The 19,008-nt window shown below is 53.9% G+C and carries 15 protein-coding genes; 11 read left to right on the forward strand and 4 right to left on the reverse strand.

Translation table 11 applies throughout. The annotated features are described in order from the left end of the window. Positions 1-405 precede the first annotated feature (405 nt). From Pla52nx_RS17255 to Pla52nx_RS32965, 7 genes are all read left to right on the forward strand, one after another. The gene (locus tag Pla52nx_RS17255) at positions 406-852 is read left to right on the forward strand and encodes a hypothetical protein (protein ID WP_146523861.1); all 447 of its coding nucleotides are present in this window, start codon (positions 406-408) and stop codon (positions 850-852) included. A gap of 204 nt (positions 853-1,056) precedes the next feature. Next, on the forward strand, positions 1,057-1,629 hold the full coding sequence (locus Pla52nx_RS17260) for a hypothetical protein (protein ID WP_146522102.1): 573 nt from the start codon (positions 1,057-1,059) through the stop codon (positions 1,627-1,629). 218 nt (positions 1,630-1,847) lie between these two features. Then, positions 1,848-2,252: a hypothetical protein gene (locus tag Pla52nx_RS17265; RefSeq protein ID WP_146522101.1), complete on the forward strand. Its 405-nt coding sequence runs from the start codon at positions 1,848-1,850 to the stop codon at positions 2,250-2,252. 881 nt (positions 2,253-3,133) lie between these two features. Beyond that, positions 3,134-3,592, forward strand: a complete 459-nt coding sequence (locus tag Pla52nx_RS17270) for a hypothetical protein (protein ID WP_342190179.1) — start codon at positions 3,134-3,136, stop codon at positions 3,590-3,592. A gap of 27 nt (positions 3,593-3,619) precedes the next feature. After that, positions 3,620-4,048, forward strand: a complete 429-nt coding sequence (locus tag Pla52nx_RS17275; RefSeq protein ID WP_146522100.1) for a hypothetical protein — start codon at positions 3,620-3,622, stop codon at positions 4,046-4,048. A 209-nt stretch (positions 4,049-4,257) separates the two neighbouring features. Next, the gene (locus Pla52nx_RS17280; protein ID WP_146522099.1) at positions 4,258-5,412 is read left to right on the forward strand and encodes a hypothetical protein; all 1,155 of its coding nucleotides are present in this window, start codon (positions 4,258-4,260) and stop codon (positions 5,410-5,412) included. 110 nt (positions 5,413-5,522) lie between these two features. Further along, positions 5,523-5,822 carry a hypothetical protein gene (locus tag Pla52nx_RS32965; RefSeq protein ID WP_146522098.1) on the forward strand — a complete coding sequence of 100 codons (300 nt, stop codon included), beginning with the start codon at positions 5,523-5,525 and terminating at the stop codon, positions 5,820-5,822. Positions 5,823-5,978: 156 nt separating this feature from the next. Here the strand turns inward: Pla52nx_RS32965 and Pla52nx_RS17285 are convergent, their stop codons facing one another. After that, complete coding sequence (locus Pla52nx_RS17285; protein WP_146522097.1) at positions 5,979-6,188, reverse strand: helix-turn-helix domain-containing protein; 210 nt, start codon at positions 6,186-6,188, stop codon at positions 5,979-5,981. Continuing rightward, on the reverse strand, positions 6,188-6,397 hold the full coding sequence (locus tag Pla52nx_RS17290; RefSeq protein WP_231742302.1) for a hypothetical protein: 210 nt from the start codon (positions 6,395-6,397) through the stop codon (positions 6,188-6,190). The genes Pla52nx_RS17285 and Pla52nx_RS17290 overlap by 1 nt, the downstream gene beginning before the upstream one ends. 201 nt (positions 6,398-6,598) lie before the next feature. On the opposite strand from Pla52nx_RS17290, the gene Pla52nx_RS17295 reads away from it, so the two are divergent. Further along, positions 6,599-6,979 (forward strand): YceK/YidQ family lipoprotein, encoded by a 381-nt coding sequence (locus Pla52nx_RS17295; protein ID WP_231742300.1) that lies wholly within the window; start codon positions 6,599-6,601, stop codon positions 6,977-6,979. A 227-nt stretch (positions 6,980-7,206) separates the two neighbouring features. On the opposite strand, the gene Pla52nx_RS17300 is transcribed toward Pla52nx_RS17295, so the two are convergent. Together Pla52nx_RS17300 and Pla52nx_RS17305 are read right to left on the reverse strand one after the other, a co-directional pair. Continuing rightward, positions 7,207-7,560 carry a hypothetical protein gene (locus Pla52nx_RS17300; protein ID WP_146522095.1) on the reverse strand — a complete coding sequence of 118 codons (354 nt, stop codon included), beginning with the start codon at positions 7,558-7,560 and terminating at the stop codon, positions 7,207-7,209. Positions 7,561-7,833: 273 nt separating this feature from the next. Continuing rightward, positions 7,834-8,127, reverse strand: coding sequence for a hypothetical protein (locus Pla52nx_RS17305; protein ID WP_146522094.1), 294 nt, complete (start codon positions 8,125-8,127; stop codon positions 7,834-7,836). A 1,079-nt stretch (positions 8,128-9,206) separates the two neighbouring features. Here Pla52nx_RS17305 and Pla52nx_RS17310 point away from each other — a divergent pair. The 3 genes from Pla52nx_RS17310 to Pla52nx_RS17320 all read left to right on the forward strand — a co-directional run bounded on the left by Pla52nx_RS17310 (position 9,207) and on the right by Pla52nx_RS17320 (position 18,942). Further along, on the forward strand, positions 9,207-11,120 hold the full coding sequence (locus Pla52nx_RS17310) for a putative bifunctional diguanylate cyclase/phosphodiesterase (RefSeq protein ID WP_146522093.1): 1,914 nt from the start codon (positions 9,207-9,209) through the stop codon (positions 11,118-11,120). 273 nt (positions 11,121-11,393) lie between these two features. Continuing rightward, positions 11,394-12,656 (forward strand): SDR family oxidoreductase, encoded by a 1,263-nt coding sequence (locus Pla52nx_RS17315; RefSeq protein ID WP_146522092.1) that lies wholly within the window; start codon positions 11,394-11,396, stop codon positions 12,654-12,656. 34 nt (positions 12,657-12,690) lie between these two features. Continuing rightward, positions 12,691-18,942: a type I polyketide synthase gene (locus Pla52nx_RS17320; RefSeq protein ID WP_146522091.1), complete on the forward strand. Its 6,252-nt coding sequence runs from the start codon at positions 12,691-12,693 to the stop codon at positions 18,940-18,942. The last annotated feature ends 66 nt before the right edge of the window (positions 18,943-19,008 follow it).

The raw sequence follows: 19,008 nt of genomic DNA on the forward strand, positions 1-19,008 counted from the left end.
CGACGTGTAGTGGCTTCCACGCGTGCGGCAACCTTGATCACCAGCGTCCGCCATGTCATCGCTCGTCCACGACCCAAACGAGAAAAGGTGCAAACGAGAAAAGGTGTCCGACACCTTTTCGGGAACCATTCTATTCTTGCTTAAGGCCGTGTTAGTCGTGGCCGTCCTATTGACCTTCCGAAGATTCATCCTGGATACCAACGACACTGTCGAGACCGTGGCGATGATCATTGCATTTTCGGCGATAACCATTACTCTGATACGAGTTGTTGTCGGCATCCGGTCTCTGGGGAAAATGTTGCAGAGCAAGGCGATGAACGACGAGCGGCAAAGTCAAGTTGTATAAAGTGGTGGATCACTCGTCGCCGCCGCGTGATCGCAGCCGTTCTGCCAAGCAAATTGACCATGGATCGACTGAGTAACGTCTACCTTCCACAGAGCATTGTCGACATTATTCCGGAGAATGTCGCACGAGACTATTGTGTCATTGCGATTTCGATTCGCAACGGTCTTTTGACAATCGCCTGCCCGGCGAACGATTTTGACTCCGATGCAGAGAAACTCGTGGAATTCATCTTGAACCGAAACGCTCAGTGGATCCGTTTTCCTTGTGCTGAGATTGCTGATGCCATCGACCGACACTACATCGTTGATGGTGCGATACTCGACTGTCGTTTTTCCGACAGATGCCCTCAGCGTTGGCGGGACCTGGCTGAGACTGATGTAATTTCAGTTCGTCATTGCATCACGTGCGATGAGGACATTCATCTTTGCTATTCCAGACATTCGCTACCATGGCACAACGCGCGAGATCATCGCATTGCGATCGTTGATGCAACCCTGCCGCGCTGAGACGTTGATCTGGAAATGGCAGAGTGTCATCAAAGGTGTCAGGACTCTTTTTCGAGTCAGGCAAGAGCCGGGGGTCAGCCTGGAAGAGCCGGGATCAAATTTTGAAGGCGACCACAGGGGTCAGGCCTCTTTGTTCGCCAATTGCGTTCACCTAAGAAGCCTGATCCCTTTGTTTTCCTATCATGACAAACAGCGAGATTAACTATGCTTGGATTTCCACGGCCACTCGTCTTTGCTGAACCGCCACCGTACGTCGATGGCACTGGTGCTGAATATGCGCGGACATTGGCCGAGAAAGGACAACGGCATTCTTTCCGACTAATCGTAATCGGATGGGTCTTCATTATCGCCGCGGGCATTTGCGCACTGCTGGGGACAACCGCACGAACCCAATTTGAGGTTGAGGAGAAGGACGGCGACGTCATCGCGTTGAAGTCCGGAGCCGGGCACTGGCTCCACGCCAACATTGGAATGGTTTTCGGCGTTTGCGCAATCGTGTTTGCCGGAATTGGCTGGCAATCACTCGATAGGGCGACGGCGGCCGCACTGCTAGCGTCAGCTGCGACAACCGCACTGTCGTTCTTGCCCGCTGCCGTTGATGAAACCGCAGATATTAAGGTCTATAAGATGTGCCTTGAGGCGAAGTCAGGATGGCTCGAAGGGCGAATGAACCACGACCGGAGAAATACGATCGCTCAGTCTTTTTTTGGTGAAGGCAATACCCAACCGACCTCACGTAACCCAAAACCGATACCCAACGACGCCGACGAACAATGACATCCACCGAAGGACGCCAGCCAAGCGATTTAGCATTGGTGACTCTTTCACGCGTCCCCGGTGACGAGCGACGTTCGTCGCCGCGGACGCCGCCATGAGTTGGTTAGCGTAGTGCGATTCAATGAAGGGCGATCAAAGGAGTCAGACGATCAAGAGGGTCAGGTCTCGTTGTTTGCCAGTTGCGTTCACCTAAGAAGTTTGACCCCTTTGTTTTTTCCTTGCGTTCACCTAAGAAGCCTGACCCCTTTGTTTTTTTTGACCAGCAGCAAGCTTATAGAAAGGTCGTCCTTCAAGCCATCTCGCAGTTTGAGAAGCTGGCACGTCGACTACACCCTGCAGTGTCACAAACTCAACACGAAGAAGCAATTGGTGAACTGAAGCGGAAGTCATTCGATATTGACTCACGAATTGCTGATGCCGACACTTTTGCGATTGTTAAGTATTTTGAGACACATCCGAGTCTCGATCCGCGGATTCTGTCTTTGAGATTTACGGACCAAAATACGATCCAAATTACGACTGGTGTAGTCCGCGGCCCACTTAGCGGCGGCGGTTTTTATTACATAGCCAGACGTGAACACGGCCGATGGATCGTGAGATCGAAAGGCGGCTGGGTATCGTAGAGGAAGAGCAAAGCCGTGAACCGGAGCACGCGATCCTGCGATTTTGACATGGTCGAGAAAAGGTGTCAGACACCTTTTCTCGTTCGCAGGGTGTCAGGGAATTGGATCTCGGTACGTCGCGAATTGCATCCGAGTTTGCGAAACGTCCGCGTGTTTTCCCCGACCCATCGCCTGTGCGAGAAAAGGGGATGGAGGTCTTTGTTGCATTCGTAAGATGGAACTCCCCTCCAGGTCCGATTCGGGCGTCCTGAGATTGGCTTCCAGCATTCCAGGCCTTCCCTTTTGTTGGGCACGTATAGCATTGAGCAACGTCTCACACACCTCTGCCAAACACGGGCACTCTTTCAATCGTTTCCTCCAGCGAAATTCCAGCAGCGCTTCTGCCACTTTCAGGCGTTTCCAAATGGCCATGCCCTCGGATTTGACGCAAATTAAGTAGGCAACAACATGCTCACCATCAAACTCCCACCGCTCACGCTGGGCAGTCTGATGATCCCATCGCAACTTCGCGTGCCAGATCGCCAGCCAATCAGGCTTCTCCGATGCGAGAACGCTATCATGCACCCTATCGCTCCCATGATCCCGCCTGCTCTTGGGTTTTGTCGTTCCGTGCCTTTCAGCTCCGAAATCCAAAGGCACAAACTGTCCGTGCTGTCAAAATGCAGTCCCTACTAAGCGGTGCCAACCCCACCCGGAATTGCTCTCAAAGCGGCAACTGCCTATAATGCGTGGAGTTCTTATTGGTAAATTGCTGCAAAGCTTGGTCAAAATCAGTCAACTGCCAATAAGACCGGGATAACGCGAGGGGCAACCGCCCATAAGGCGTCATGTAGCCAACCGCCAAGTCCTAACCCCCTTTATCACAAGTTCGCTGCGAAACAGTGGAACCCGACAACCCAAACGCTAAACACACCGTTACGATCCACGGAGACGAATGGAAGGTTGTCGACCTCACGGACGAGGTAGCATGGGCTCTGACGCAGGTATGGCGCAGAGAGAAATGGAAGCCGTCCGCCGCATTGATCGACAAATCAGGCGGGAGCAGCACGCAGTACCAGGGCCAGAGCTTCGATGCAACGAAAACGGATCTGGTAAGTGAAGGTTGGACTCACGATCATTGTGCCATCTGCTGGTGGACGCTACATGAAAGCGAGAATGAAGACGAGGGCACAGGCTACCGAAGCCAAGGCAATGCATGGCTTTGTGGAGAGTGTTTCGGTAAGTTCATCCGAGATGACTCACTAGGCCTTACCACAGCAGCGAACCAGCCGATGCAACCGAGCGGCGAAGTCGGGCGTTTTGAAGTGAATGATCAACCGTCGCCGCCCGCTGATCGGTAACGTTCGTTGGACTGAGGAGTAACGTTTTTGCGATTTCCACAATTTCGCCTGAAAGCCATTTTTTTATTCGTTGCACTGATCGCGGTTGCGTTCGCGCTGGAACGGCTCTCTCGCGGAACATCTGCTGCAACGTATGGTGCCTTTCAGGACACCGTAAGTCCCGGCAACGTTGCGACGATTGAAGACTGGCTAAACAATAACCACTACGAACGAACATCTAAACCGCGTTGGGCAGCCGACTATGTCGACTCGGAGCAAGATTGGTATCGATCCACTAGTGATGACTTTCCGCTATTCGTGGACGTACGTCGCTACTCAGAAGTTCTCGCGATTGATGTACACTACGAGATAGAACTAGCTGCCTTCCAAACTGCCAAAGCCGAACGAAAAGTTGCAGAAACCCGCGCATCGATCATACGGGCTGTGATGCAATCCCAATCGCTGTCGGAAAATTAGAAGACCAGAAAAAGGGATGAAGACCAGAAAAAGGGATGGGGGTCTTTGTTGCATTCAGACCTTTTGCGATTCCCTCAGCGCAAGCTTGCTATTCAAGGCTCATGCGGGGATAATCCTGAAAAATTCCGCAACAACCTTGCGGTAAATATCCCCCATCCCTTGTTCTTATCCCGCATCAACCCGTGATAAACAAGTTATCGGGCAATACCATGCGTTACGTCATTGTCATATCGATTACTCTGGCCATGTGCGGTTGCTCAGAGCAACGTGCGCACAACGCCGAAGCTAAAACCCAGCCCCGATCAGCCGCTCAGCCACTTACGCCGATTGAAAATCCAGATCTGGACTCGGAAGACGTCTCCCTCACTGACATTCCGAAGCTCAACCTCTCTCCAGCTTCCGAGCCTTCTCACAGCGATGAGCAGATCGAGAAACTGATTGCTTCTCTCGCCGCCATCGAAAGTCCAGATTTTGGTCTTTCTCCTACAATGAGCGGCAACGCCTTTTTGCCAATTGAAGGACAGAGTAACGCGGGTGCCCTCTTGCTCACCGACCACAAAATCAAGTCTTCTGATGCGCTGAAACAGCTCGTCGCAGTCGGCCCCACCGCGTTGCCAGCGTTACTGGCGCACCTGGATGATGCGACGCCGACCAAACTCAAGATCGACCATGGCGGGGATTTTGGTGGCATGTGGTTCGCCAACGAACTCTGGGGCAATCCGGTCAACAAGACAGAACAATCTGCTCTCCAAGCTCGTCCGCAAAATGAGAATGATCCGTTGGGCGGCGATCACGTCGATTCGTACACGGTCAAGGTTGGCGATATTTGTCTCGTTGCTATCGGCCAGATCACGGGTCGCGGATATCAAACCGTCCGGTATCAACCGACAGCCTGCATTGTTCTCAACAGCCCCACTCACGACCAACTGTTGTGTGCACAAATTCGCGCAATGTGGCAAAGCGACGACCCGAGACAGCGACTGTTCGATTCACTTCTGTTTGATTTCGCGACACGTGGTAAATTTAACGGTGAGTCATTCGATGGTTGGTACGTTGGAAGCAATCTGCAAAAGGAAGCCGCAATGCGGTTGCTATACTACTATCCCGACGCATCCGCTCGGCTGATCGCCGACCGGCTTCGCAAATTGGATGTCCGAGAGACTGGGCCACCCAGTTCACAAGCAGCAAGCGAGTCGGAAATGGAAGTTTGGGTGAAACGCGAGGTTGCCAACGGTATCCGCACTGATGACTTCATCAAGGCCGTCGCATGGTGCAAGCATCCGGCCATCGTCGAGGAAATCAAAGGTATCGCGGCTCGCACGGACGATCAGGACATAGCTGAAGTCGTCGGTGAAGCCCGCTAACAATTGCGTGAACCGGAGCGGCGAATCCGGCGGCATCTGAAATCAACGCGCAACGTCGCCGCCCGGTGACGCTGGTTGTTATCGCAAAGAGAACAATTTGAGACTCGCCGATGCCCTCCGATCTCGTCCGAGACATCTTGCGTAGGATACTGAAGCCACGCTGGTACGATCGCGTACTGTTCTTTCCCCAACGTAGGCTGTCCGATGAGCAGCGACGTTTTCTAGCAAACTACGTCGCAATCCTAGACTCGATGACGCCAAAAGAGCGAGAGCGACCCAATGTCATCGACGATTCTCGAACTAGCCGAATAGTGATTGGAAGTGGCGTCGACCCAACAATTGCCGGAGCGATTTTGCGAGGACTGAAACGGTCTTCCTATCGGCGTGGCACGGATTCCGCTGACAACTAGCTTGATTTGTTCTCGTACAATTTCCAGCCAAACCAAGTCACTCGACGGTTTTCTCCCAAATGCCGGAATGCGATATCCATGACATCCACCGAAGGACGCGACCCGCACATTTTGGCAATGGTGAGTCTTTCACGCGTCCTCGGTGATGTCCGACGTTCAACCTAAGAACGGCTTCGTCGGCAAGTTGTTCGCGTATTCCTTAACCTCTGATCTCAGCAATCGGGGACGCGTCGAATTGCCCACGAAGCGACGCTTTAAAAAGCCGTCGCGAACGAGTTTCGACACGGTCGGCCGGCTCACTCCAATGATGGCCGCTGCCTCCACATAGGTCACGGTGATCGACTTTCCTGCGTCTCTTGTCGTCATCAAGCAAGCTCCAATACACGCTGATTGGACCCAACCCACAGTTCATTCCGCAGGTACCCTTCGACGACACTCCCGACGAGCTTTGCACGGCCATGATTGCCCACTCCAAAGAGGATACGGTTGACGCCGCCGGTGATCCGGTCTGCGGCACGACGGATCAACAAGCCCAGACCTGCCAGGGTTTCATTCAGTTTTTGATGCTTGCTCATTGCTCCTCCGCAACAACGATCCGCAACGCGTCCTGCATCGCTGACCGATCTAAATGCGCCATCGCTTCGCTATTACCAAGAGTCGACTTCGGCGTTATCAGGAACGATTCCCAATGTTTACTTGTTCTGGCACAGAATCTGACGTTTACCCACATTCTGAAATCTGCTATCGCTTCCATCGTGAAGTTCTTGGAGTGCGTCATGAGATCAATCGTTCCTATTGCCATTGCCATTGCCATTCTCTTGCCGGGGTGCGGCACACTGCGCAATGTTTCGTCAATCCCTGAATCTGCGAATCATCAGTACACGCCTGCGCCCAAATTGGTGTACGGTGGTGTCAAAGATGATCTCATCCTAGCAAGCGAATCTGCGGTAGCCGTTATGGAATTCCCGATGGCAAAGCTTCTCAACTTAGTTTGTGCAACAGGGTTCGCCATTGATGTCCCGTTCTCGCTGGTCGGTGACACGTTGACGCTACCATCAACGATCCCAGCCGCAATTGATCGCGCAACTGTAGGCTATTACCTCCCCGACGAGAACAACGACACAGACGAACCTGAAAGAACTGATTCCGGAAACTGACGAAAACACAAAACAGCACCGACGCTGAAATGGAGTTGGCGGTTGTTGTTTTGTGGACTTGATACTTCTTGGACTGCTCGCAGTCGCTCAGTTTGCTCTCACGGATGTTGCAATCGTCATCGTCAGTCAACTTTGCGTTTCGATGCTTCTCACCCGCCGTGGACTGCCATCTACACAATCTCAGCGATCCACGAGACGAGCGACCTCTTGGAACTTTCGGTGTCATGTCAAACCTCCACCACATCAGGAGCCAAGCCAGCGGCGACCAAGCGATCCCGTAACACTTCCGCGATCCGCTGGTCACTCGCACCGGCCTTGCGACCGTCCATGACAGTCCGCTGACGAATCATTTCCGGATTCGGCTTGGCGGTCGTCATTGGCTTTGGTAGCTCAACCTGCCATCCCGCATCCGCGTCGAGATTCGGATGACAATTCTTCAATCGCCAGTACAACGTTCCCGGACCGACGCGATCACCGAGCTGCCGGTAGTGGGCGATGCAGTCCAAAACGTGTTGAGGCCCAACTCCGCTTTGCTGGCAGGCTCGCAGGACGCGACGCCAGTCGCCCAACAACTCACACAAACAGCCGCCACCTCCTGCCAAGATGCTCGGGGTTCCGCAGCATCAGACCGGTCGCAGGACACAGACACCGGTTTGGGGGCAGATGGGGGACGCTTCTCTTTACGCTTACTGACGCTTCGTAGGACACACTGTCCGGGGTTCGCGTCAAACTGTCCGGGGTCACTGTCAAACTGTCCGGGGTTGGCGTGCGACTGTGCGGGGTTCGCTTGACTCGTTTTCAGGCTGATCTCACCCCAGTTGATCGAGTACCGATTGGTACGTCCCGGACGCTTTTCAATGATCACGAGTTCCAGGTCGACCAGCAGCGAGAATGCGCGACGAACGGTTCGCTCGCTGCGATTGATCTCTCTCGCAATGGAGGGTGCCGAAGCGTAGGACTGCCCCGATGTCCGCGCGTGGGCTTCCATCGCTCTCAACAAACTCGTCCCCGTAATAGCTCGCCGCGTCCCAGTCCTCGTCCTCAACCTCTGGAAGCGACCAATTGAACACGACAGCGACCACGATCGACCAAGCACCAAAAGCGACACCTCCAACAATCACAACGAGCGTTTCGATCACCCAGTCCATCCGCCGACTTCCTTTGGTCCCTACACGAAAACAGCCCGCCGAAGATTCGCTTCCAGGTACGGTTGGTTGCGGTCGGGCCCTCGGCGGGCTGTTGAGTCGTTGTGTATTGCTTTGCGAAGACCACCAACCGTACTGCGAGAAGGTTAGGCGGAGATCACACACCGTCGAGAATGTTGACCGGCACAAAAAAGGCCGATCACGCTGACGCAGGGAAACGACACACGCACGCAATCCCACGCACAGAATGTTTTTGTGATTGGTGCGGAACTGGCCATCATTCCTTCGCTGATCGATGAGCGGTGTCAGCTTCCCCAAATCCAGGTCAACAGATTGGTCAACAGCTGCAGATCGGAATCGCGTTACAACTCGCAAAACCGAAACTTCCGGCTTCAAAACGTCGTCGTACGCAAGCACGCGACACCGCCTCGCAAAGTCAAAGGATTTCAAGTCCTTTATTCGTGGGTTCGAACCCCACCGTGGCCTCTGTTGAGGGCAGGGCGGTTATCCTCTACCCGAATCAGGGATTGTGCTTGCCGCAGGTCGGCCCCGCAGGTCGGCCCCGCGGTGCCACGATTTCGGAATGTCGACTGGTGGTCACCGTCCGGATCTAATTCAAGTCTCAGCACATGCAGATCAGCAAAGTGGGTTTGCAATCCCATCCATCGGTTTCTTCTGTCCACCGGGCCTTATTTCGCTTGGTCCATCTTTGACTCTCACTCGTCCAACACGCTTTGCGTTGGCCGGCAAGAAGGCTCCACCCGCCATCGACGTGGAACGACTGCCTTTCAGTCCAACCTCCCAACGGCTTTGATCGCGGCGATTCACCAAACTTTTTATGGGGTTGGCCGAACGGTCCGCTGGCGGGAAACCGGGGCGATTTTCTTGCTCTCGGACGGTGAATGAGCGGTTCAACCGGAATATTCCGAAGGCACTGGGGCTGACTTGGCTGACAAGTTTTGGGGGATTGCGACATTGGACCTTCACCACCTGACATTGCATTGTACTGACCTACACTTGGGTGGGCATCGTTACTAGAGGGTTCAGTAGCTACAACACACTTGCATGATTCTTTCTGAGACATGATCGACTGGGGCAAACCATCGGAATGCAACGCGGTATTCGTTGAATCAACGAATGCAGATGAACTACGTGCGCAACGCGTATGGCGTTTCGTCATCGTGCTTTGGTTTACCTGGATCTTCTTTGCCGTGTTTCTCACCTTTCGTGGCTATACGGATGCCGCGCGAGTTTGTTTGGTCAACTCCGTCTTGCTCTTCGTGATCAATTGGACCTATCGCAAAGACAAAGACTTTCGAACCGTCATGAATCTCAACTTAGCGGTGAGTGGATTCGGATTGTTGGGAGTCTCAGTCAGCAACCCGGCGATGTACGGAACGATGCTGTTCTACCCGATCTCAATCCTTGTCGCGTCTCAACTGCTGGGTGTGCGTGCGGCGATGAGTTGGTTCATTGTCAACGTGCTCGGAATCACAGCGTTCTTTATGTTCGTCTATGGGGTCAATCAATCCATCTACACATCAAAGCTTGATGAGTTCGTGCTGTTCATTGGCGTCGCGGCTTGTGTCTATTTTTGCTGCCAGCAAGGCGAAGAGTATTACCGCAAACGAACCATGAGCTTGATCCAACTGAGTGAGGATCTCAAAGCAAAGAGCGACACGCTGCAAGTGCTAGCGACCACCGATGCACTCACTGGACTGACAAATCGTTTTCAGTTTCAGGAGTTGCTGCAAAATGCAGTGGACGATGCGATGGCGACGTCCAGTCAGATGGCGTTGTATTTGATTGACATGGATGGGTTCAAGGAGATCAACGACACAATGGGGCACCCCGTCGGAGACGACGCGTTGGTCGAGATTGCAAAGCGACTGACCCTAGAATTCGGCGACAGATACGGGGTTGCCCGATTGGGCGGAGACGAGTTTTGCATCATCACGCCTTGCATCGAAGGACCGAAAGAGGCGGATGCGATTGCGAGACATCTTTGCGCGGTGCTAACCGATCGCTATGTGTTGGGCGATGTCGAGTTTCCTCTCGGCGCGAGCGTAGGTTACGCGCTATGCCCGAGCGATGCGACAAACACCAAAGACCTGCTGGCGTTTGCGGATACCGCAATGTTTCACGCCAAAGAAAACCAAATGGGCTTTGCGTGCTATCAACGAGAAATGACTGAAAAGTTGATCGAGTACCGAGCGGTGCAAGAGAAGCTATCGCTGGCGTTGGAGCACGACGAGTTCTTTTTGGTCTACCAACCACAAGTCAACATTCAGTCCGGCGAAGTGATTGGCGTCGAAGCTCTTTTGCGTTGGCGAAGTGACGGCGAAATTGTTCCCCCCACTCGATTCATACATTTGTTGGAGAGAAGTCGAGAAATTCTACCTGTAAGCAACTGGATCATTCGTCAGTCGTGCCGTCAATTGGCAGAGTGGAACGCTCAGGGCTACCTGGTCGAAGTCTCTGTGAACGTCAGCGTCTTGCAGTTCAATGATCCCCATTTCATCACGTGCATCAAGAATTCAGTCAATGAGTTCGGCATCGATCCGAGGCAACTCGATTTCGAAATCACCGAGGGCTTACTCATTGAGAACGTGGACGAAGCCGTTGCGAAATTGCATGAGATCAAGGCCCTTGGATCAAGCATCAGCATTGATGACTTTGGAACGGGCTACTCCTCCCTGTCCTATTTGAGATTATTCCCAGTCGATCGTTTGAAGATCGATCGTGCGTTCGTCAAAGACATCCCAACGGCAGATGATGGCGTGATTGCGTCAAGCATCATCGTGCTAGCCAAATCCCTAGGGTTGAAGGTGCTTGCGGAAGGCGCTGAGACCCAAGAGCAGCTGGACTTTCTCGCAAGGCACGACTGCGATGAGTATCAGGGCTATTTCTTTAGCCGTCCCATCGCACCGGACGAAGTGTCCGCATTTTTCACCAAGGCATCGCCACAAGCGGTCAACCACCAGCGGAATGATTGACCAAGTTTCTTTCTTCGCTTGATTCGAGCCTGGACCTCCGGTCGGTTGCGCAGTCTGCAACGAGAGGGGTGGGGTAAACCTGCATGCCCTGCCACCCGTTGTGCACAGCGGACGATGGCAACAGCGCGTTCTTTGATCGAAAACAAAAGAACGACTGTAGAATCTGAAATAGAATTCTGTTCATCGCCCATTCAGTGGCTACAATCGGCCTCAACAAGGATGGTTTGACGAAAGTCAGGGAGGTGAGTACTTATCGTTGAGAGGGGCAGCAAATTGCTTAAGAACGAAGATATCTTTTCACGCGTGGTCAATTGCATTTCAGCGACCACACGCTATCCGATCGTGTTGTTGACGGAGCAAGCGGACTTAGAAAATGACTTGGGAATTGATTCGGTAAAGCGACTAGAGATCGTCGTCGCGTTGGAAGAAGCGTTTGGGCTTCGATTGAGCGATCGAGAGCGAGATCCGTCCATTCGAAGTATCGGAGACATCGCTCGTTGGATCGAGGAAATTGTCTTTTCACAGGGCACGGAGAATCCTGTCGTGGCCGACTCTGTTCGGCAGGACAGAGTTCCATTTCCACGGGGAGAAACGGCGACGCAACCATCGCGTCAATTGAACGACAACACGACGAGACGCGAATCGGATTTTCATCGAGATCCTCCTCAATCCATTTCGCCCCCACATTTCACTCCCGGTACTCCGCCGTTGGAGAACGCAAGCGTAGGAAAAACACTTGCAGGGCGTGTTGCGTTGGTCACTGGTTCTGGACGAGGCATTGGCAGAGTCATTGCGCGTGTTCTGGCATCCAAAGGTGCAACGGTGATTGTCAATTCGTTCCACTCGCGTGAAGCCGGGGAACAGACCGCCGCAGAGATCAATGCACAAGGAGGCTCGGCAATTCATCTTTGGGGTTCGGTAGCCAATGTTGGTCATTTGGATCAAATTTTTTCGCAAATCAAATCACGATTTGGTCGACTGGACATATTGGTTTGCAATGCGTCCGATGGGCGCATCGGGGCTTTCATGGAGTTGACACCCGATGATTGGGATCGCGCTTTTCGCACCAACGTCATCGGTCACCATCAGTGCGCCGTGATGGCATCTGAACTGATGCGGGGTTCAGGCGGCGGTTCAATCATCACAATGTCAGCTGTCGGCGCGAAAGGATGGGTCGACGGACTGGGCAGCCAAGGCGTGGTGAAAGCCGCAGTAGAGACCATGACACGCTATTTAGCATGTGAGCTGGCACCGTTTGGAATTCGTTCGAATTGCGTCGTAGGCGGTCCCGTGTATGGAGACTTACTGGACAAGTTCCCCAACGCGCGAAACGCCCAGGATCATTGGGAGACGCACGCGCCGGACGGGAACCTATGCAGCCCTTTGGAATTGGCCAACGCAATCGCATTTCTGGTAAGCGACGACGCCAGCGGAATCAACGGATCCGTGTGGGTGGTTGATCACGGTTTCTCAGCCGTGGCCAATGGACAACCGAAACGTGTAGGTGAAGCCAAACGCGTGATGTCGTCACGTTGAGCTGAACTAACGCAATTAGAAATGGGGCTGAATCGTGGGTTACTTTGCTACCGAGTACACCATTCATTTTGATGACACGATGGCATATGGTGGCCATCATTTTCTCACGGCATTCAAATTTCAGTGTGCCGCGAGAGAAACATTCATGTTTGGTGAGCACATTTTCGATGTGCCTGGGGTCAAAGCAGCGCTCAACGGAGTCCATTTGCTGACATCCGATGCGTACTCTCGCAATCTACATTCGACGCAGCTTGGTGATCGGGTGGCTATCCTGTTGACGCTCGAAGACTGGGGGCGTGTCAGTGCACGGTTCTGCTATCGAGTGATCGACGCTCAAGGCAGACCGATCAGCGCCGGTTTCCAGACCCTGATTTGTGCAGACGCGAAAACGGGCGAACCGATCCCCTTGCCGCCACCGCTGCGTCAGGCGATGGATGCCTTGCGAGAAATCGAAGAAAAGCGCCCCGTCGATGATTCCTTCCGTGATTGTGTTTTGGCCGGCGGAGGCAAGCTGGATTCGATCTTTGGTGATCGAGAACGCGCCGCGGCAGTGCACTTTCTCTCGCAACGCTATTCCCGCCCGGCAGTACTTTCGACGCCTGGGACGACCGAAGAAATGGAACGCGATGCAGGGACTGAACAATCATCAGATGGACAAGATGCGGTCACCGAGGAACGGGAAGCCTGGGTGTTCGCTGGCCAAGGAGCCTTTGATGCGGAGTTGTTCTGCGAACGAATCATCGCGTATTCCAAAGTCGACGCGTCAACCCAGGCCGAACTGAAGCGTTGTTCGCTCGTCGCACGAGAATTTCTGGGAGGCGATGCCGAAGCACTGGTCAGCGGTAATGCGAGTCGCGTGCGTGCAGCTATCGACCAAACGTCGGATTTGTTGCAAGTGGCCATTCATCTACAGAATGTGTTGGGAGGTTTGCTGTGGAGAAATCTTGGGCACCGCCCGACCGTATTGCTGGGGCACAGTTTTGGCGAGATAGCGGCGATGGGCCTGGGAGGCTGCTTTGACTTGCCGACCGGGGTTCAAATCGTGTGTATGCGTGCGGATGCAATCAACAAACACGCGCCTCCACGCGGTGGGCTGGCGGTGATTTCAGCGAGTCGGCATGAAGTCAGAGCAGAAGCGATGTTGTTGGGTTTGGACCGAATCTCTATCGCCGGACGCAATCATGAGCAACAGACGGTCGCCTCGGGTCCAATCGATCAACTCAATCGCTTACAAGAATTTTTCCAGAGTCTCGGTGTCGGGGCGGCTACGATTCCGAGCCCGACTTCGTTTCATCATCCTGATCTTCGCCAAGCTGCATTTCATTGGCTCCAACAGCTTCGAGGAGTGACCTTCAACATCCCGACTCATTCGATCTACTCCCCGATCGGACGTCGCTTTTTGAATCCCAATGATGACGTAGCCTCGACTCTCGTAAGCCAATTGCTAAGACCTTTTGATTTGCAAGGTGGGATCACGGATGTTGTCGCCGCAGGCATCACTCAGTTTGTAGACTGTGGTTCAACCGGTTCGCTGGCACGATTGATTGACAAAGGCAGCAAGAACGATGTGAAGGTATGTCATGTCCAGACCATCCCTGAACTACCGCTCTCTGCAGGTGCAGACACCGCGACAACCACTTCAACCTTGGGCCGAGATGTGCCGCCGTCACTGGGCGCGGCGATCGTCGGTCAGGGTTGCATCTTGCCCGCTGGAGTCAGTTCGCCTGGCCAACTCTATGCAGCTTTGGCCGAACAGCGGCTTGGCATTGTTGACCAACGCGATCATGACCCGCATTGGTCCGAAGACTTTTATTCGGAAACGTTGGTTGCGGACCGGTCCACCTCCCACTTGGCGGGACGGGTCAACGAAGAGGACATTTGCGTTCCATTGGGCGTCGATCCGATCGTTTTTGAGGGATTCACCCGGACGCAGCGACTACTTTGTATCGCGTTAGCTCCTTGTGTCGCCGCGCTCGAAGATGCCGAAAGGGTGATCTGTCTTATCGGTGCCACCGCCGACGGATTTGAAGATCAAGACGAGGTATCGTCGCTCCTTTTTGCGGGGATCGATCCCTCCAGTCCCGAAGTCAATCGGCGACTGGCTGCTGCCAAATCGGGGTTCAGCACTCCCCATGACGCGCTCCAGGAGGTCTTTGACAAGATCGTTCGTCCGGGATTGAAACTGACGTTGGTCGATGCGGCGTGTGCGTCGTCGCTCTACACAATGGCCTTGGGAATGCGGGCTTTGGAAAGCGACAAGGCGGATGCAGTGATTGCCGGCGGCGTTTTCTGTCCTGGTCCCGGCAACAGTTGTCTTTTCTCTCAATTTCACGGAACGACATCAACCGGCTGTCGGCCGTTTGATGCAGGGGCCGACGGAGTCGTTTTCTCCGAAGGCGCCGCGTTGGTGACACTGCGACGGCACGCGGACGCTCAGCGACTGGGGCTGGCGATTCAAGCGACGGTCCGAGGAGTGGGGCTTTCCAGCGACGGACGCAGCCCTTCCGCGAATGTCCCGCAATCCAGCGGACAAGTTCTTTCGTTGCAACGCTGCTATGAAAATTACCGTATCGACCCGGCTTCGATACAGGCGATCGAGGCTCACGGTACATCGACTGCCGTCGGGGACTCCACCGAGCTGGAAACACTAAGACGATTCTTTGAAACACACGCATCGTCACCGATACCGGTCCATAGCCTAAAGGGTTCGCTTGGACATGCAGGCTGGGCAGCCGGAACGGCATCGGTCATCGCAGCATGCGAATACTTGCGTCGCGGCACCTTTCCGGCACAGGCGTTTCATCGCCAACCATCAGACGCACTCAAGAAATGTCACGCAACGCTGACCGTACCCACGCGACCGGTTTCCCTACAGCAGCCAAATCGACGCATCGCAATCGATGGTTTCGGTTTCGGTGGCGCGAACGCGCACTTGGTGATAGAAAATTTTGTCCGCGATGACTTGCAGAAACGGGACTCGCACGAAGAACCCGTTATCCGCGAAGATTCCGATCAAGATCTGGTGATTGTTGCTCATCATCGCGTCACGCCAACGGTTCAAACAACCAATGGCTTGGTTTTCGACCGTGAGATCATCAAGCTCCCTGATGGCTGTCTTGTGCTTCCGGAACTTGCAGATGACATGGACATCAGCCAGTCGTTGGCGGTCATCCTGGGCAAGCAAATCATCGACCAGTTGCCTGACTTTGATGATGCATTACGACGCGACACGAGTTTGATACTCGCCATGCGAGGTAAGACTGAGCGAGGGATCGAAGCAACCGCCAGGATCATGGCACCACGACTACGTCGCGACTTGCAGGGCGATGAGCATTCGGTTGCATTATTGGATCGTGTGAATGATCACTCCAGGCCCTCGGGCCCCTACACTTTGCAGTGCATGATGCCAAACGTGGCAACGGGTCGAGCGGCACTGTTGCTCAATCTGAATGGCCCCAACTTCGTCGTCGACTCGGGCCGCGAGTCCTTGTCGGCGGCCTTCGAATCCGCGGCATTGCTGCTGCGCGGCAATAATGACGGAGCAAAGCTAGCGATCGTAGCAGCGATCCAAGCCAGATCTTCACAAGCAATCCATTGGGTCGGTGCACAGGAAAGCGAGGAATTCGCATCTGCATTTGGCGTCACGACTCGTCAGTTTGCTCAATCGCAAGGGTGGAGTGTCATTGCAGGTGTCGATGAAGCGCTTACATACTTGCTACGCCATCCTGACAACGGCGACTCGACGGCCAGCATGCGAGATCAAGTTGAGGCGATTGCCGATTGGTTGAGCCCGCACTCGACTCATCCTTCGACGAAACTGAAGTCCAGTCCGGCGACCATTCAGCCGCCAGCGGATCCCGAGTGTCTGCTGCACACCCCTGTTTGGATCGAGAAACGATTGTCAGAGAAACGATCCCGAAGTTCACTGACACCGATCGACTCACTCATAGCAATCGCTCCAGCCAACGCGAACCTGGTTTCCCGACTGTGCGTATCCTTGCCAAAACTTGCGTCGCGTTTCTTGATCGCCATTGTGGGTGACTCGGCGTCGGAGATCGCATCGACGTGCGACAACCCGAATGTCATCCCAGTCGACCAATTGAATGAATCCATGGATTCTGTTGGGTTGCAAAGGATTCAAGAGTTGAATGCGAACGTCGTTGTTGGCGTGGATGCGATTCAAACGTGGGGACTGTTGGAGACACTGTCGAGTGTTTCCAGTGATAACGGTCTGTGCGAATTGATGTTTCTCATTGCCCGGCAGAACATACAAAGACTTCAGCGGGGCGAGATGGAGTTGTGGGGCGTGTTCCAGGACGCGTATAATGGTCGAGCGCATCCCCGATCTGGTTCCATCGCAGGATTGCTCAAGTCCATCCATCGAGAAATTCCGTCGCTCCGTTGCGGGACCATCTGCACGCAAGGGATTGGGCTGACGCAGGCAATGGAAAACTTGATGCTAGAAAGATCTCAACAAGATTTGGAGCTTGAGATCGCTTACGACCAACGCGTGCGCCTGGTCAGGCGTCTGTGTCCGGTGCCCCAGACATCCCATCCATCACCGCAAGTGGTGCTGGACTCAGGCTCCGTGGTTGTCGCCAGCGGGGGCGGTCGAGGAGTGACCTGCGTGATGCTGGAGGAGATTGCTCGTTCCCATCAGTGCACTGTGATCGCCTTGGGACGAAGTCCATTGGAAGCCGGTCCTGACCGAGACGGTGATGCAGACGTCCAGCAACAGTACTACCAACAGTTCTTGCTAGATCATCCGGGTGCTTCAGCACGAGAGATGAAAAAGAGTTTTGAACTCGCTCGCGCTCGCTGGGAAGCTCATCGCAACATCACGACGTTAAAAAACGTGGGTGGTCGTGTCGAATACATGGCGGTTGATGTCACGGATCGCACGCAGGTGGCCGAGGCCGTCACGCAGATCGTAGAAAAGTACGGCAAGATCGACCTATTGATTCATGGTGCCGGTGTTCAGTATTCCAAGCGTCTGGAAGATCGTACGTTGGACGAGTTCCGAGCCACGTTTGCCGCCAAAGTTTCGGGGCTGAATCATCTGGTGCAGTGTTGCCAAACACAATTAGGAAGAACCGTTAGCACGCACGTGTTGACCTCTGCGTACAGCGTTTTTGGCAATGATGGTCAACACGATTATGGAGCGGCGAATGAGACCATGGACCGGCTCTGCTCCCTCAGTCGGATCGGAAATTTGCACCGCTGGTCGAGCATCGCGTGGTTGGCATGGGACGGCATCGGCATGACCCGTGGCAGCGAATACCGTGCTTTGGCAAAGCAACGCAGCTTGTCCGGCGTCGGGTCAGAAACTGGCCAACGACTGTTCCGCGATGTGCTTGATGGACGAACGGATTCGGCAATCAATGTACCAGTATCCGATGCCGAACATATCCAATATCAAATCAAGACGGTACCATTGCGGTCCGCGAGTGGGACTGGACGAAAGATTGAAGTCTCAATCGACCTTTCGTCGATCGAATGCCTTCCGTTTCATAAAGTCCGCAATACGCCCACGTTGCCTGGAGCCTGGATTCTCGATCGGCTCGTCTTTGCTGGTTTGCAACTGTGTTCTGATTCAGATCGGATGACACAGGTGACGGTCGAAGACGCGACGTTCAAGCGATTTGTTCGATTGGTCAACGAACAAGATCCGAATGTACGTGTCATTGCGGAGCAGAGAGATGACGCGATTCACGTCTCGATGCTGGTCGATGTGATTCATCCGTCAGGGCAATTACTGGCCAAAGACGTTGTCTCTGCAACTGCACGTCTCTCATTCAGTGCCGAGCAAACATTGTTGAGTTCGGTGGTGCATGGACCAAACTCATCTGACAGTCCAGGCTTGAGCCGATTCGTGAATGATCCTTATTGCCATGGAGACAGCGGCGAAGTGGATTTGTCGGGGCCCTTTGATTGCCTTCGCGAAATCGAGATTGGAGCTGCAGGGCGACGAGCTACCTTTAACCCTGAAATAAGCTTTGATTCTGTCTGTGATATCCCTGCGTTGCTTCTGGACGCGGCTTGGCGAGTGGCTGCGGTGTACGCCGTCTCATGGAAGAACGAACTTTTTGTCCCCGTGCACATTCGTCGAATGGTCATCCCTCTCTCAGGGAGAAAGGATTCCGGCTCTGCTAGAGGGTGGGAGATGCGATCGACCCTCCCGATGCCAGAGGGGCAAGACGTTCGCTGGGATCGAACGGAGGTGATCGATGATAAAGGCGTTCTGAGACTGGTCGTCGAAAATGGACTCGCCAAACGGCTGGTTTAGCAGCAGCCCGTATGAACGGGTTACTGAGTGCTGCACGCCGCAAAACCCGCCCGGCACCGGCAAACT

It is taken from the genome of Stieleria varia (assembly GCF_038443385.1).
Classification (GTDB): domain Bacteria; phylum Planctomycetota; class Planctomycetia; order Pirellulales; family Pirellulaceae; genus Stieleria; species Stieleria varia.